Source organism: Streptomyces sp. NPDC044003 (genome assembly GCF_056435185.1).
The window spans coordinates 24,303-39,316 of sequence record NZ_JBWKFA010000023.1; the positions used below are offsets into that span (position 1 = coordinate 24,303).

At 74.0% G+C, this 15,014-nt stretch carries 13 protein-coding genes and 1 pseudogene; 4 read left to right on the plus strand and 10 right to left on the minus strand.

Translation table 11 applies throughout. From position 1 onward, the window contains the following. Positions 1-117: 117 nt before the first annotated feature. Entirely contained in the window at positions 118-696 is a 579-nt protein-coding gene (locus AC07AW_RS40810; protein WP_478820523.1) for a TetR/AcrR family transcriptional regulator, read from the plus strand. On the opposite strand, the gene AC07AW_RS40815 is transcribed toward AC07AW_RS40810, so the two are convergent. The 7 genes from AC07AW_RS40815 to AC07AW_RS40845 form a co-directional block, all read right to left on the minus strand. Continuing rightward, entirely contained in the window at positions 686-2,353 is a 1,668-nt protein-coding gene (locus AC07AW_RS40815) for an acetate--CoA ligase (protein ID WP_478820524.1), read from the minus strand. The two genes, AC07AW_RS40810 and AC07AW_RS40815, sit on opposite strands and share 11 nt — an antisense overlap. Beyond that, complete coding sequence (locus AC07AW_RS40820; protein ID WP_478820525.1) at positions 2,350-5,604, minus strand: FAD/NAD(P)-binding protein; 3,255 nt, start codon at positions 5,602-5,604, stop codon at positions 2,350-2,352. The genes AC07AW_RS40815 and AC07AW_RS40820 overlap by 4 nt, the downstream gene beginning before the upstream one ends. Further along, a complete protein-coding gene (locus AC07AW_RS40825) occupies positions 5,601-6,074 on the minus strand; it encodes a cobalamin B12-binding domain-containing protein (RefSeq protein WP_478820526.1) in 474 nt (157 codons plus the stop codon). The genes AC07AW_RS40820 and AC07AW_RS40825 overlap by 4 nt, the downstream gene beginning before the upstream one ends. Before the next feature lie 158 nt (positions 6,075-6,232). Beyond that, positions 6,233-6,649 carry a cupin domain-containing protein gene (locus AC07AW_RS40830; protein ID WP_478820527.1) on the minus strand — a complete coding sequence of 139 codons (417 nt, stop codon included), beginning with the start codon at positions 6,647-6,649 and terminating at the stop codon, positions 6,233-6,235. Next, complete coding sequence (locus AC07AW_RS40835; protein WP_478820528.1) at positions 6,642-7,547, minus strand: sulfurtransferase; 906 nt, start codon at positions 7,545-7,547, stop codon at positions 6,642-6,644. Before AC07AW_RS40835 ends, AC07AW_RS40830 begins: the two co-directional genes overlap by 8 nt. Positions 7,548-7,588: 41 nt before the next feature. After that, the gene (locus AC07AW_RS40840; RefSeq protein WP_478820529.1) at positions 7,589-8,128 is read right to left on the minus strand and encodes an HPP family protein; all 540 of its coding nucleotides are present in this window, start codon (positions 8,126-8,128) and stop codon (positions 7,589-7,591) included. Positions 8,129-8,156: 28 nt separating this feature from the next. Then, positions 8,157-9,686: a vanadium-dependent haloperoxidase gene (locus AC07AW_RS40845; RefSeq protein WP_478820530.1), complete on the minus strand. Its 1,530-nt coding sequence runs from the start codon at positions 9,684-9,686 to the stop codon at positions 8,157-8,159. Positions 9,687-10,007: 321 nt separating this feature from the next. On the opposite strand from AC07AW_RS40845, the gene AC07AW_RS40850 reads away from it, so the two are divergent. Together AC07AW_RS40850 and AC07AW_RS40855 are read left to right on the plus strand one after the other, a co-directional pair. Next, entirely contained in the window at positions 10,008-10,505 is a 498-nt protein-coding gene (locus AC07AW_RS40850) for a hypothetical protein (protein ID WP_478820531.1), read from the plus strand. 125 nt (positions 10,506-10,630) lie between these two features. Further along, positions 10,631-11,191, plus strand: a pseudogene (locus tag AC07AW_RS40855) (ScbR family autoregulator-binding transcription factor); the annotation flags it as partial. A gap of 50 nt (positions 11,192-11,241) precedes the next feature. Here the strand turns inward: AC07AW_RS40855 and AC07AW_RS40860 are convergent. Genes AC07AW_RS40860 through AC07AW_RS40870 form a run of 3 tightly spaced genes read right to left on the minus strand, consistent with a single transcriptional unit; the run spans position 11,242 to position 13,961 of the window. Continuing rightward, positions 11,242-12,006: an SDR family oxidoreductase gene (locus AC07AW_RS40860; protein WP_478820532.1), complete on the minus strand. Its 765-nt coding sequence runs from the start codon at positions 12,004-12,006 to the stop codon at positions 11,242-11,244. Between the two features lie 33 nt (positions 12,007-12,039). Then, positions 12,040-12,996 (minus strand): NAD-dependent epimerase/dehydratase family protein, encoded by a 957-nt coding sequence (locus tag AC07AW_RS40865; RefSeq protein ID WP_478820533.1) that lies wholly within the window; start codon positions 12,994-12,996, stop codon positions 12,040-12,042. 14 nt (positions 12,997-13,010) lie between these two features. Beyond that, a complete protein-coding gene (locus AC07AW_RS40870; protein WP_478820534.1) occupies positions 13,011-13,961 on the minus strand; it encodes a ScbA/BarX family gamma-butyrolactone biosynthesis protein in 951 nt (316 codons plus the stop codon). Positions 13,962-14,089: 128 nt separating this feature from the next. Here AC07AW_RS40870 and AC07AW_RS40875 point away from each other — a divergent pair, with 128 nt between their 5' ends. Next, positions 14,090-14,770: a ScbR family autoregulator-binding transcription factor gene (locus AC07AW_RS40875; RefSeq protein ID WP_478820535.1), complete on the plus strand. Its 681-nt coding sequence runs from the start codon at positions 14,090-14,092 to the stop codon at positions 14,768-14,770. Positions 14,771-15,014: the final 244 nt, after the last annotated feature.

Sequence of the window (15,014 nt, forward strand, 5' to 3'; positions counted from 1 at the left end):
GGAACTGGTCGGTACCATCAGGACGGTACCGATCGGTTCCGTCTGGCGCAACGGGAAGGCCACGCTCCGGAGTTCGGATCAGGATCAGCGATACGGCACCGAGTGGTACCGTCTGGTATGGCCACGAACGCGAAAGAGCGGCTCCTCAGCGCGGCGGAGCGTCTGTTCTACGAAGAGGGGATCCGGGCCGTCGGGATCGAACGGATCCTGTCCGAGTCCGGAGTCGGCCGCGCCTCCTTCTACCGCCACTTCCCCAGCAAGGACGACGTCGTCGTCGAGGTCCTGCGGCGCCGCGACGGCATGTGGCGCGCCTGGCTCGACGGCCGGATCGCCGCCAGCGGGCGCTCCCCCGAGGAGCTGCCGCTCGCACTCTTCGACGGGCTCGCGGAGCGGTTCTCCGCCGCCGAGTTCCGCGGCTGCGCCTTCATCAACACGATGGTCGAGACGGCCGACCCCGACAGCCCGGCGCACCACGTGGCCGCCGAGCACAAGGAGAAGGTCATCGCGGTCCTCGACCGGCTGCTCACCGAGGGCGGCTACCGCGACCACGAGGCCCTGGCCCGGCAGCTCGCCCTCCTGGGCGACGGCGCGATCGTCACCGCCGTACGCGAGGGCACACCGGAGGCGGCGGTACGGGCCAGGGGCGTGGCGGAGGTCCTGCTCCGCGCGGCGAACCGGGAACCGGTCAGGGCGTAGCGCCCGGGCGCAGCTCGCCGCGCCTGACCTTGCCCGATCGGGTGCGGGGCAGGGACGGGACGACGTCGACGCCGCGCGGGACGAAGACCGGGGCGAGCCGGTCGGCCGCCAGGGCCAGGAGGGCGTCGGGGAATCCTTCGGGGGCCGGCGCCGTGCGCAGTTCCACCACCGCGTACGGGGCGAGGCCGCCGTCCGGGTCCGGGCAGGGGATCACCGCCGCGTCGGCGACCTCCGGATGGGTGCGCAGGACCGCCTCGATCTCCATCGGGGAGACCCGGTGGCCGTGGGACTTGAAGACCTCGTCCAGCCGGCCGAGCAGGCGGATGGAGCCGTCCGCGCACCGCTCGCCCCGGTCGCCCGTGCGGTACAGGCCGCCGGCGAAGGCCTCCGCCGTGCGCTCCGGCAGGTCGGCGTAGCCGCGCATCAGGCCGGGCGGACGGTCCGTCAGGTCCACGCAGACCTCCCCGGCCTCACCGGGCTCCCCCGTCTCCGGGTCCCGCAGCACGATCCGGTAGCCGGGGAGCGGGTGCCCGAGCGGGGCGAGCGGGGCGGGGCCGCCGGGGGCGCGGCCGATGAGGGCGGTCGCCTCGGTCTGCCCGTACCCGTCGCGTACCCGTACGCCCCACGCGGCCTCGATCCGCGCCACGGTCTCTGCGGTCAGGGGCTCCCCCGCGGCCGTCGCCTCACGCAGCCGGGGCGCCCCCGGCCCCGCGGCGACGTGCGGGAGCATCGCCCGCCAGGCGCTCGGCGGCGCACAGAAGCTGGTGACGGCGTGCTCGGCGAGGACCCGGGGCAGGGCGGCCGGCGGGAGGCCGCCGTCCGGCGGCGCGAGGACGGTCGCCTCCGCCGCCCAGGGCACGAAGAGACTGGACCAGGAGTGCTTGGCCCAGCCGGGCGCGGAGAGGTTGAGGTGCCGGTCGCCGGGGCGCAGCCCGCTCCAGTACAGGCTGGAGAGGTGTCCGACGCCGTATCCGGCGTGGCTGTGCTCGACGAGCTTCGGCAGGGAGGTCGTCCCTGAGGTGAAGTAGCAGAAGGACGGGTCGGTGGCGCGGGTGGGCCCGTCCGGGACGAAGGACGGCCGGCCGGGGCCGCGGGTGTCGGGGTACGGGGACCAGCCGGCCCGGTCCGCATCCGGCGCCATGCGGAGCCCCGGCACCGCCGACTCGTCGAGCAGGGGTACGAGTTCGGGCGCGCAGACCACGTGCCGGATGCGGCCCCGGGTGATCCGGTCGGCCGCCTCGTCCCGTGTCAGGTCCTGGTAGGCGGGGACGACGACCGCGCCGAGCTTGATGCAGCCGAGCAGGGTCTCCCAGAGTTCGGTCCTGGTGCCGAGCAGGACGAGGACGCGGTCGCCCCGGGCGACCCCCCGCTCCCGCAGGGCGGTCGCCAACGCGTCGGAGCGGGCGGAGAGTTCGGCGAAGGAGACCCGGTCGACGACGGGGACGGAGCCGTCCGGGCCGGGGCGGCCGAGGAGTTCCAGAGCCGGCCGGTCGTTGCCCTCGGCGATCACGTCGAACCAGTCGAGGGACCAGTTGAAGTGCTCGGCGCGCGGCCACCGGAAGGCGGCGACGGCCGCCTCGCGGTCGCCGCGCAGCCGGAGCAGCAGGTCACGGGCGGCCCGGTACTCCTCGTGGGCGGGCGTACGGACGGCGCTCACCCGGCACCGCCCGCGAGGGGGGTCGCGGCGCTCGCGTCCGCCTCCGCACCGCCCAGCAGAGCCTCCGCGATCGCGTCCGCGTCCCGGGTGAAGGAGCCCCAGGGGCCCGGCCGGCCGCTGCCGACCTGGGTGAACCAGCGGGTGTGCTCGCTGGGGATGCCGAGCACATGCGTGCTGGTGTCCACCGAGCCGTCCGCGCGGACCGGGTGGAACGGCGAGTCGGTGCAGTCGAGACCGCCCGTGGCGAACTCCCCCGCCCCTTCCGCCGCGTTGGTGAAGGTACGGATCTCGCCGTCGACCATCAGGCCCCGGATCAGCGGGTCCCGGTCGGCCGCGAGATCGGTGCCCGGCACCCGGGCGTCGACGAGGACGTCGAGGGCCACCCAGGAGTTCTCGACCTGCGCGGACTCCACCGCGAACCGGCCCTCGACGGGATCGGCCTCGAAGCGGGCGCCGGGGCCGACCGGTTCGAGGACCCCGGCGGCGAGCAGAGCGAGGAACTGCTCCGTACGCAGCTGCGGCGGCCCGGTCGAGACCATCGCGGCGACGGGGCCGAACTCGGCGAGGAACCAGCGGTGCGAGTCGGGGGTGAGCCCGCCGAAGTCGACCACGGTACGGATCGTCTGGCGGACGTCCCGCAGCACGTCGGCCGCGGCCTTGAGGGGACCGTCGGTGTTCCCGCGGCGGGCCTCGGCCAGGTCGGCGCGGAGCCACTCGGTGAGCACCTTGTGGTACTCGGCCGAGGAGCCGAAGCGCCGGCCGGCGAACGGGCGGGCGAGCGCGTCGAGCCCGGTGAGCGGCTTCGGGTCGACCCGGTGGCCGTGGCCGGCGGCGAGCCGCTCCAGGAGCCGCGGGCGCGGATCGTCGCGGTCGGCGAGGACGGCCACGCCCCGCTCGGTGAACTCCCTTGCGGCCTCCGGGCCGTGGGCCCGGCGGATCCGGGTGGCGAGCAGGACCAGGTTCACCTCGGCGAGCAGCCACGGCAGCACGGTCCGCTCGAAGTCGAGCGGCGCCCCGGCCGCTCTGAGCGCGGCCATCCGCTCGGGGGTGAAGAGCCGGGCCCGGTAGCGGTGCGTGGGGCCCTTCTGGTTGGCGCCCCGGGTGAGCAGTGGCACTCCCCCGCGTGAACCGGCCAGGATCCGGGGCTCCTTGCCGCTGGGCAGGTAGAGGAGGCCCTCCTCGCCCTCGGCGAAGGTGCCGCCGCGCCCGAGGGTGAGCTCGGCGAGGACGTCGTAGAAGGTGAGCCCCATGCCGAGGATGCCGACGCTCGCGCCGGCGGGGATCTCGGCGAGCGGCATCTCGCTCGCGGAGCCGCCGGCCACGTACCGGACGGTCCGGGCGGGGCTGCTGTGCTCGCGGGCGAACCGCTCCCAGGCCCGCTGCTCCGCGTCGAGTTCGGTGAGGGGGTGCCCGGTGGCGAGGAGGAGCCGGTCGACGGTGAGGACGTCGCCCCGGTCGAGCCGCAGCCGGTGACCGCCGGCCTCGCCCCGCACCCGGTCCGCGCAGATCACCCGGGCCGGGACCCGGTGGACGGTGAGCCCGGGCGGCAGGGTCTCCTCGATCCGCGCCATGACGTAGGTCAGGTAGCGGCCGTAGACGGCGCGCGGCGCGTAGCCCCCGGGCTCGGCGCCCGCCGGGTCGTGCGCCGCCCACCACTCGCCGAGCGTGGGTCCCGCGCCGGGCCGGTGGGGTCCGTCGTCGGCGGGCCCGGAGAACATGGTGACCTCCTGGGCCGGGGTGTTCATGAGGAACCGGGGCGACTGGTCCGTACGCCAGATCCGCCCGGCCCCCGCCTCGTACGGATCGACCGCGAACACCTCCACCGGCCGCGCGGGCGGCTCCTCGGCGCAGCGGGCGGCGAGCCGCTCCAGTACGGAGAGGCCGCGCGGGCCCATGCCGGCGAACGCGACCCGCAGCGGTGCGGCGGGCGGCGGCGGTGCGGCGCGGGGCGTCGGGTCCGGGGTGGGGTCGGTGGCGGCGGCCCGGTCGTGCTCGCGGGCGACGCGGCCGAGCATGCCGGAGAGCTGGCGTGAGGTCATCGGGGTGGTCCTCCTGCTGGTGGTGAGCAGCGGCAGCGCGCCCAGGTCGGTCCAGTGCAGGCGCCCGTCGGGTGCGACGGTGGACCGGACGGCGCCCCGGTTGTCCGGGTGCAGGCAGAACGGCACGTCGAGGAGGCCCCGGTCGAAGGCCTTCAGGAGGGCGACGCCGAGGTCGTCGGAGAGCGCGAGGACGGCGGTGACCAGGGTGCGGGCCTCGGCGTACGTCTCCTCGGCGTCGGCGCCCGTGGGGTACGGGGCGGTGTGGGCGGCGCGGGCGGCGTCGGCGGCGATCCGCAGGGCGGTCAGGTTCTCCTGGACGGTGGGGATGCGGTGCGCCTCGGTCTCGGTCTTCACGATGAGGCGCTGTGCCCCGCCGCGTACGGCGAGTTCGGCGCTGCGGCGGAGCAGCAGCCGGGCGCCGGGAACGGTCCTGGGGTACACGCCCATGTACGTGTAGAGCACGATGTGGCGGTCGGCGTGCGGCGGCAGCAACTCGTCGGCGAGCCTGCGCAGCGCGGTGAGGGCGCCCGCGTCCTGGGCGGGGTGGGTCTGCTGGGCGTAGCTGAGGGAGACGCTGGTCGCGCCGTTGGCGACGAAGAAGAGGCATTCGAGGACCGAGACGGCGACGAGCAGGGAGGGCGGGCAGAGCTGGCCGAGGAGGCAGCCGCCGAAGGATTCGAGGTGGGCCCGGCGGCCGTGCGCGCGGCTCCGCTCCGTCAGGTACTGGACGGAGTCGCGCCAGGCGGCGACGGATTCGGCGAGCGGGGTGCGGCCGTAGGGCAGGCAGTACGAGACGGGGCCGCCCTCGGAGGCGGTGAGTCCGGCGGCGGCCATGGTGCGGAAGATGGCCATGGGGTCGGCGGAACCGTGCCGGACCTGGACGGGGGTGCCGCGTCCGGCCGCGGCGGCGACCTTCGCTCCGGTTCTCGGGCCGTGGCTGACCAGCGGGAAGCCGTTGAGGGGCCGTCCGGCGCGGAGGGCCGCGGTGGCGGCGGCGTGGTCGCCGACGCGGGTGTAGCTGTCGATGGTGAGGGTGGCGACGGTCCGCTCGGGCAGGGCGGCGACGGCGGCGACTCCGCGGGACATCTCCTCGGGGGCGGCCATGCCCATGCGGGGCTGGACGACCAGTTCGCCGGCGTCGGCCGAGGCCTGGACGAAGGCACCGAGGTCGCCGGGGGCGAGCCGGTGCGGGGGCGGGGCGGTGGTGGTCACGCCGCGGCCCGCCCGGTACACGCGCCACCGAGGCCGGCGAGCCGGCGCAGGAGCGCCGTGGGCGGGGTGCCGTCCGCGTACACCTCGTCGTATCCGGCGTCGAGGAGTTCGGCGGTGCGCGTGGCGGCGCCCTCCGGGGAGATGCCGAGGAGTCCGCCGATGACCATCGGGACGGTGCGGGTGCGGTGGTCGGCGCGCAGGGCGCGGGCGGCGCGCAGCCCGTCCTGGTGTCCGTGGCCGTTGACGGAGGAGAGGACGACGAGGTCGGGGCTGGTCATCCGGGCGGTGTCGACGAGCAGCTGCTCGGGGACGCAGGGGCCCAGGTTGAGCACGGAGTGCCCGTGCTCCTCCAGGAAGAGCTGGAGGTGGACCAGGTTCCAGGTGTGGGCGTCGGAGGAACCGGTGGTGAGCAGGACCCGGCGGGAGGGTTCGGGACTGCGCGTGGACTGAGGCCGTGCGGGCGGTGTCATGGCGTCTCTCTCCGGGAGCGTGGGCGAGCGGGTACGGAGCGAGGGGGTGTCCGGGAAGTCCCGTGCGGTGCCGGGCGCCGTGGGTGCTGTGCGGGACTTCCCGGACACCCCCCGGGCGGCCGGGCCCGTGCGGAAGGGTCCGGCGACCTCGGGGTGTGTCAGGCGCCGGCGCCGACGCCGGTGGTGATCTCGCCGGCCTCCGGGGTGCGGGCGGCGGCGGGGCGGGCGCGGACGGCGAGGACGGTGCAGCCCTCGGCGCTGGACATCTGGTGGCGGGTGCCGGGCTCCTCGACGACGAGGTCGCCGCGGTGGAAGCGGCGCCCGTCGCTGTGGTCGAGGGTGCCGTCGAGGACGAGCATCAGTTCGTGGCCGAGGTGCTCGTGGAAGTCGCCGTGCGCGCCGGGCGGGAAGCGCAGCAGGAGGGAGGCGGAGTCCTCGTCCTCGGCGGGGTCGGGGCCCCAGAGGACGACGTACTCGACGCCGGCGCGGCCGGGTTCGGTCCACGGCACCCAGGGCAGCTCGGTCTGGTCGAAGCCGTTGCGGAGCACGTTGCGGAAGACGGTGACGTCAGGCACGGGCGGGGACCTCCGGGGCGCGCTGGGCGACGAGGGACGGGATGGGGTCGGGGCCCCAGGGCTGGGGGCCGTTGACGATGGGGGCGCCGATGAGGGAGCCGAACTCGCGCCAGGCGCCGTCGTAGTTGCGGATGTCGGGGAGGCCGAGGAGCTCGCTCAGGACGAACCAGCTGTGGGCGGAGCGCCAGCCGACCCGGCAGTACAGGACGGTGGGGGCGTCGGTGCGGACGGCCGCGTAGGCGCGGGCCAGTTCCTCGTCGTCGCGGAAGGTGCCGTCGGGGCGGACGGCGCTGTGCCAGGGGATGTGCTCGGCGGAGAGGGCGTGGCCGCAGCGCACGCCGAGGTCCTCGGGCACGCCGGGCGGGGTGTTGCTCTGCCCGAGGTACTCCTCCAGGGAGCGCACGTCGAGGAGTTGGTGGCAGCCGATGTGGTCGAGCATGTCCTCACGGCGGGCGCGGACGGTCTCGTCGGCGGACGGTACGGGGTGGTCGACGGGCGCGCGCTCCGGGACGTCCCGGGTGAGGGGGCCGCCGAGGGCCTCCCAGCGGAGCCGGCCGCCGTCGAGGAGCCGGAGCTCCCGGTGGCCGTACAGCCGGAACTGCCAGTACGCGGCGGCGGCCCACCAGTTGTTGTTGCCGCTGAGGAAGACGACGGTGTGCCCGTCGGTGATGCCGTGCCGGCCGAGGAGCGCGGCGAAGGCCTCGGGGCCGATGACGTCCCGGCGTATCGGGTCCTGGAGGTCGCCGGTCCAGTCCAGGCGGACCGAGCCGGGGATCCGGCCCAGGTCGCTGCCGCCGTCGGTGATCTCGACGAGGACCGTGTGCTCGTCCCGGGTCGCGGGGTTCCGCAGCTGTTCCATGAGCTGCTCGCAGCTGACGAGCAGTCTGTCTCGGTTCACGGGCGCTCCGTTGAGGGTGTGGGCGGACGGGGTACGGGGTGTCACCACCAGTACGTGGGGTACTTGCCGATCACTCCGAGCCGGGAGGCGAGCAGGCCCACGAGGACGAGCAGGGCGCTGCCGACGGCGAGCAGGACGAGGAAGCGCAGGGGCGCGGGGTCCTGGAGGACGGCGAGGACGGCGGTGGCGGCGGCGGGCGCGTGGACGGCCCGCAGCAGCAGCATCAGGGCGACGCTGAGTCCGGCGGCGACGGCGGCCACCCAGAGGGAGTGACCGAAGACGGCGACGGCGACGAGGCCGAGCGCGCCGGAGCCGACCTGGCCGAGGAGGACGCCCCGGGGCTGGGCCGGGGGCAGGGCGGGGGTGCTGCAGATGATCATCGCGGTGGCGGCGAGCGGGGCGATCATCAGGAGGTGGCCGGTGGCCTCGCCGAGCGCCACCAGGATCAGCAGCGACACGACGGTGGCGAGGGCGCCGAGCGCGGCGGGCCGGGGGCCGGGGAAGGGCGGGGCACCGCCCGCCCAGCGGCTCCGGGCGGGCGGGGCCGGCGCGCTCGTGGGGTTCTGGGTCTGGTTGCTCACGGTGTACTCCTCGGGCGGCGGGGGCTGGTCAGCGGTGGGAGCCGGTGAAGTAGCGCTCGGCCTGGCGGTGGACGACCTTGCCGATGCGGTGGCCCATCTCGATGCCGGGCTCGTTGTCGAAGCTCCAGTGCATGCCGCCGTACACGCGGGAGATGCCGGCCTGGTGGGCGGCCTCGCTGAAGGTGGGCCAGTGCAGGACGACGTCGGTGCGCGGGGTGAGGCCCGGCTCGACGGTGGAGGCGCCGGCCTTGAAGCGGTACGAGTCGCCGAAGGAGTCGGAGCCGGTGAAGCGGCGGAGGAACTCGGCGGCGGCGCCGGAGAAGGTGCTGTGTCCGGAGACGGTGGCCGGGAACGGCGGCACGGCCACGTACGCCTGCCAGTCGACGCCGTCCATGGTGACGGTGCCCTGGCCGGGGCCGCCCCAGGCGCGGATCTGCCGGCCGCGCCGGTCGTACGGGACGAGGGTGGACGGGCGGGCGAAGTCGTACGAGCGCTTGACCGCCCAGGAGCCGATGGCGGCGTCGCACTCGGCCATGTTGAGACCGAAGAAGAGCCGGGCGTCCTCGTCGACGCCGTGGCCGTCGCGGGCGGAGACGTACCGTCCCCACATCTGCTGCGCGCCGGGCGGGGTGACGTCGTCGTTGAGCCAGAACTCGGCTATCGCCTTGTGCTCGTCCGTCAGGTTGGCGCTGATGTCGAGGAGTTCCTCGATGGCGGCGGTCATGCGGACGGAGGGGTACGCGGGCGGGGCGGGGACCGTGAACTGGTCGGGGCGGCTCAGCGCGAAGGGCTGCATCACCGCGAACTGCGGGGTCAGGTACCGCTGCGTCTTCCCGTTCACGATCAGCGGGGCCCAGTGCGCCGGGTCCGAGATCGTGGCCGGGTCGAAGGCCCCGGCGGTCTGCGGGCTGTTGCGCGGCTGGTAGCCGGTGGTGTCGGTGTACGCGGGGGTGCCGAGCTGGTTGGCGCCGTCGGCGTGCCGGTACTCGAGGACGGCGCGGGCGGTGCGCCGACCGATCCAGGCGGGGCTGTACGGGCGGGGGTCCGTGAGCTCGGGGTCGCCGCCGAGGCTGCGCAGCATGGAGTCGATGGCGACCTTGTACTCGGGGTACAGGTCGAGCAGGGCGAGGTGGGCCGCGTAGCTGATGGCCTCGTTCTTGTTGTCGAGGGTGCGCTCGGCGCGGGGGCGGCGCAGGGAGCCGCCGAAGCGGGTGCCGACGGCGTGGCGGTCGTAGCAGGCCCAGGCGTCGTAGACGGCGTTGTGGACGATCGCGAGGGCGCGGGCGTTCACGGTGGCGGGCCCGAAGCGGTTGCCGGAGGCGTGGTAGCGGCCGAGGATCGCGTCCATCGCGGCCTGGTTCCAGCGGATGACGACGCTGGGGTCGGTGACGGCGCCGGGGGCACGGCGGCCGGTGCGGGTCTCCGCCTCGAAGCTGGTGGGGACGGCCATGGCGGCGGTGCCGGACAGGGCGAGTGCCCCGGCCGCGGCGGCGGACGTGGTGAGCACCCGGCGGCGGGTGAGCGGGGTGCGGGCGGGGGCGGCGGGTCGGTGGGTCACCGTGGATTCCTTCGCGGGGTGCCGGGAGCGGACGGACTCGGTCTGCGTCGCACGCAAACTCGAACAGTCCTCAGGCTGGCGAGAATTGATCGCGCCCGGCAACGGCCGATCGACTTCTTCCATCGCGGGCATGCAAGGAAGCGATGGGCGTCGCGAGGGTCCTCGGGGGGCCGTTAGCGTGAGTCCACGGCGTCCGCCCCTCCGGCCGCGATTTCGGCGTGATCCGAGCGGTCCACCGTCCGGCTCCGCCCCGTCCGGCCTCGATCCGCCCCGTCCGGCTCCGCCCGGCCCCGCGTCGACTCGTGTTGGAGATGCCCGCGCATGACCGTTTCCTCCGAACTGACAGCTCCCGCCCCGGCCTCCGTCACGGCCTCCGCCCCGCCGCCGCCCGCCGGCGCCTTCGACCGGCTCGCGCCACGGCTGCACCACTACGGCCTGGGGATGCTCCGGGCCGGTCTCGGCGGGGTGTTCGTCTGGTTCGGGGTGCTCAAGGTCATCGGGCTGAGTCCGGCGGCCGCGCTCGTCGTCGCCGTCCTGCCGTTCCCCGCCGGGGGCTGGTTCGTGCCCGCGCTCGGCTGGGCGGAGGTGGCCCTCGGCCTCTGGCTGGTGTCGGGCCGGGCCCGGGCCGCCGCGCTCCCGGTGCTCGTCGCCCACCTCTGCGGCACCTTCGCGGTGCTCGTCCTGACGCCCTCGGTCGCCTTCGCCCACGCCAATCCGCTGCTGCTCACGCTGGTGGGCGAGTTCGTCGTGAAGAACGTGGTGCTGCTCGCGGGCGCGGTGGTGGTCCTGACCCACCCGCGGCGCCCGGACGGGTGCTGAGGAGCGACAAACCCCCGAAGGGAGGGTTTACGCGTCGAAACGCCCTGCGGACCGACGAAGCCTCGTACAATACCGATCAGTCGGTTTTGTATGGTCGGGTGTGGGTTGCCGGACGGGGGGCATGGGTGACGAAACAGGAGCGGTCCGCCCGCACCCGTGACGCGCTGATCAGGTCGGCGGCCACGGAGTTCGACCGGCACGGCTACACCCTGGCCACGCTGTCCGCGATCAGCTCCGGAGCGGGCGTGAGCCCCGGCGCGCTCCACTTCCACTTCGAGAACAAGGCGGCGGTCGCCGACGCCGTCGAGCACGAGGCCTGCACCGCCCTGCGCCGGACCGCCCGGATCGTGTACGGACGACGGACGAACGCCCTGCAGAACCTCGCCGACACCTCCCACGCCCTGGCCCGGCTGCTCCGCGACGACATCGTCGTCCGCGCCGGATTCCGGCTCAGCTGCTCCGACGACTCCCGTACGGAACTCAATCTGCGCCAGGAGTGGCAGAGCTGCGTCCAGCAGCGGCTCGCGGAAGCGGCCGACGAGGGCCTGCTCGCCCCGGGCCTCGGGCGACAGCAGGACCTCGCCCGCACGATCGTGGCGGCCACGGTCGGCCTGCAGGCCCTGGGGCGGGACAACGGCGAATGGCTCTCCCCCCGGACGGTCACGGGCCTGTGGCGCACCCTGCTGCCGGTGCTGGCGGGCCCCGAGTCGCTCGCCGGACTCGACCCGGCGGGGAGTCAGAGCGCGCTGCCGCCCGACGCGTCCACGTACTGGCCCGTGATCCAGCGCGCGTCGTCGGAGACGAGAAAACCGACCACGTCCGCGATGTCGGCCGGCGTCCCCAGCCGGTTGAAGACCGAGTAGGCCGCGAGGGCGGCGGTCGCCTCCGGCGTCGTACGCCGCCGTGCGTTCATGTCCGTCGCCACGAAGCCGGGGGCCACGGCGTTGACCGTGATCCCCCGGGGCCCCAGCTCCTTGGCGAGGGCCAGGGTCATCGTGTCGACGGCCCCCTTGGTCATCGCGTACGTGACGGAGTCGGGGAAGGCGTTCTTCGTCACCAGCGAGGAGATGTTGACGATCCGCCCTCCGTCGCGCAGCCGGTCGAGGCCCCGCTGGACGAGGAAGAGCGGGGCCTTGACGTTGACCGCGAAGAGCCGGTCGAAGACCTCGGAGGTCAGCTGGTGGATCCGGCCCGAGCCGCTGCCCGCCGCGTTGTTGACAAGGATGTCGAACTCGGGGCCGGCACCCTGCTCCGCGAGACCCGCCTCCAGGGCGGCGTAGAAGGTGTCCACGGCGTCGGGCTCCGCGAGGTCCGCACGGAAGACGAAGGCCCGGCCGCCCGCCTCCTCGATGATCTTCACCGTCTCCCGGGCGGCCGCCTCGTTGCTGCCGAAGTGCACGGCCACCAGGGCACCGTCCCCGGCCAGCCGCTCGGCGATTCCTCTTCCGATGCCGCGACTCGCCCCGGTGACGATCGCGGTCTTTCCGTCCAGCGCGGACATGCGGGCTTCCTTCTGTTCAGAGGTGGTTCTCGGTCAGGAGTGGGCGAGGAGGCCCCGGTACCACGACATGTGGTCCGTGATCGTCGCGGCGAAGCCCGGCCCCGGGTCGCAGCCCCACTCCCGCCAGGGTCGGTCGTCCTCGAACCAGTGGTCACTGGCGAGCATCGCCAGGTGGTGCTGGGCGAAGGGAAAGTCCGCGAGCAGGGCGCGGGCCTCGGCGACGTCGACCACCGGTCCGCGGGCCGAGCCCGCCCGTCCGGCGAGGAGGGCCTCGCCGGACGCGAGCAGTTCCGCCACCGGAACCGGCTCCGGGTGGTTGACGAAGTGGGCGCCCGGAGCGGGTTCCGGAGAGAGCGCCGCGCCGAGCAGGACCCGCGCCAGGGTGTCCACGTCGATCAGGGAGTGCAGCGAGGCGCCCCCGTCGAGCGGGCCCGGCAGGGCGGCGAGCAGCCGGACGATCCCCGGCATCAGCTGCCGGTCGCCCGTGCCGTACACGAGATGGGGACGCAGGACGGTGCCGCCCGCGTCCAGGACGTACCGCTCCCCCGCGGCCCGGGTGCGGCTGGTCGCCGAGCCCGGGGCGAGCGGCAGGGTGCCGGGGGCCGCCGCCCGGAAGGGGCCGCGGCCGTGGACGGAGGCGGTGCTCAGGGAGACGATCCGGGTCACCCCGGCGCGTACGGCCGCGTCGACCAGGGTTCGGGTGCCCTCGTCGTTGACCGCGTGGGCCGTGTCCTCGTCCGCGCCGATCGCCGAGGCGCAGTGGATCAGCACGTCGACGCCCTCGCAGGCGCGGCGCAGCGAGTCGGGGTCGCGGAGGTCACCGGTGACGGTCTCGGCCGGCGTTCTCCTCCGGTCCCCCGCTCCGGTGGCCGGCGGCGTGAGGGGGCGGCGGGTGAGCAGTCGCACGTGCGGGAGCTCCGCCACTGCCGTCGCCGTCAGCCGGCCGCCGATGAACCCGGTCGCGCCGGTGATCAGTATGCGAGGCCCCATCGATCCGATCCGGTTCAGCTCGCCAGCCGGCTGTCGAGGCCGACACCGGCCACCGCCGGTTCCGGGGACGGAGAAGTGAGCGTGCACGCGAAGACCGGCAGGCCCTCCTGTCGGCCGGTGACCCGGACGGCGGTCGTCGAGGGGTCGGGGCCGGACAGGACCTCGGCCTCTATCCAGCACGGGCTGTCGAGTTCGGCATAGCGATCGAAGGAGATGTCCATGCCGGTGGGCAGGAAGGCGCCGCCGCCGACCGCCATCGTCGCGGCCTGCCGGGCGGCCTCGATGAGCGTCATCCCGGGCACGTGGTCGTTCTGGCGCCGGAAGAGGATGGCGTGACCGGTGTCGATCCGCAGCTGCCACTGGCCCGCCCAGGTGCCCGGTCCCAGAACGACGTCCTGCAGCCGCCGCCGGCCGACCAGGTGCGGGGCCACCCCCTGGATCAGCGGGACCGGTCGGCCGAGTGCGGCCATCCGCTCGCCCCGCAACCGGCGGTAGGCGAGGGCCGAGGTGTAGCCGGCCAGGCCGCCGCCGGTGGCGAGGGGTCTGCTGCCCCGGGTGACCCGCACGGTGGTGGGCAGGTTCCGGGGCCTGCCTCGACGGCCGTCGAGACCGGAGAAGGCGATGTCGACGGTGACGTCCGACGGGAGGCCGTCGACGGCGAGCGCCTCGGGGTCGGCGGTGAAATGGAGGTCCCACATGACGAACTGATCGTCGACGGGTACCCCCAGTTCGGCATGAGCGACGAGCATGGTGGCCTGGCGTATCGTCTCGGCCACCAGTACGGGGTCGTGCCGGTCTCCTGCCACCGGTGAGAAGAAGGGATGTGCGGCAGGCCAGCGGGCAGAGACGGAGAATCGGTTCTCCCGCAGCTGCGTCCAGCCCGTGGGGAAGATGTCCGCGGGATCCGCCCGGTGAACGAATTCCCCGGGGACCTGTGCCGTCGCTCCTCGGCGGTCCTCGTCCATGGATCCCCTCACATCCCCATACCCCTGGGCGGCATACCCGCCCGGTCGTAGAGTACGTACAGCCCGGTTTTCTTTTCAATGCTTCACGTCACACGTCGAGCACAGACAGCGATACAGCAGGAGGCGCCTTGGCGCAGCAAGCGCGTGCGATCCGAACGCGGCAGACGATCCTGGAATCGGCGGCCGCCGTCTTCGCGGAGCGCGGCTACGAGCGGACGACCATCGGGGAGATCCTGGTGCGCGCCGGGGTGACCAAGGGCGCGCTGTATTTCCACTTTGCTTCCAAGGAAGACCTCGCCCTCGGCGTGCTCGATGCCCAGATGCTCGACGTCCCGCTCACTCCGCAGCGCATCAAACTCCAGGAGCTGGTGGATCAGGGCTTCCTCCTCGCCCACCGCCTGCAGCGCGACGCGCTCGTGCGCGCGAGCGTCGCCCTGGCCCTGGACAGCGGTGCCACCGGTGTCGACCGGGCCGCTCCGTTCCAGGCCTGGATCGACCAGGTGGCGGAGGGCCTGACGGTCGCGAAGGCACGCGGAGAGCTCCTCGCCCACGTGAACGTGACGGACACGGCCGAACTCTTCTCGGGCGCGTACGCGGGAATCCAGACCATGTCCCAGATCCTGTGCGATCGCAAAGATCTGACGCATCGGGTCCTGGTGCTGCTCCAGCACGTCCTGCCGACCATCTGCACGCCGGTCCTGCTGACCCAGCTGGAGATCACCGAGGACCGGGCCCGCCGACTCGGCGCCGAGTACGACGCACAGAGGCGCCAGCGCGACGAGGTGAATCCGGCGGAAACGCGGAGTTAAGAAAACCGACCGACCGGTACTGAGAGCGCCCCGACGCAGAACAGCGTCGGGGCGCTCTGGCGTCATGGCACTGAGTGTGTTTTGCTGAGGGTACTCAGTGCCACAAGCGTCTAGGGGAGCTCCACATCATGGGTAAGGACTTCGACCTGTACCGGCCTTCCGAGGAGCACGACATGCTCCGGGAGTCGGTGCGTGCCCTCGCGGAGGCGAAGATCGTGCCGTTCGCGGCGGCGGTGGACGAGGA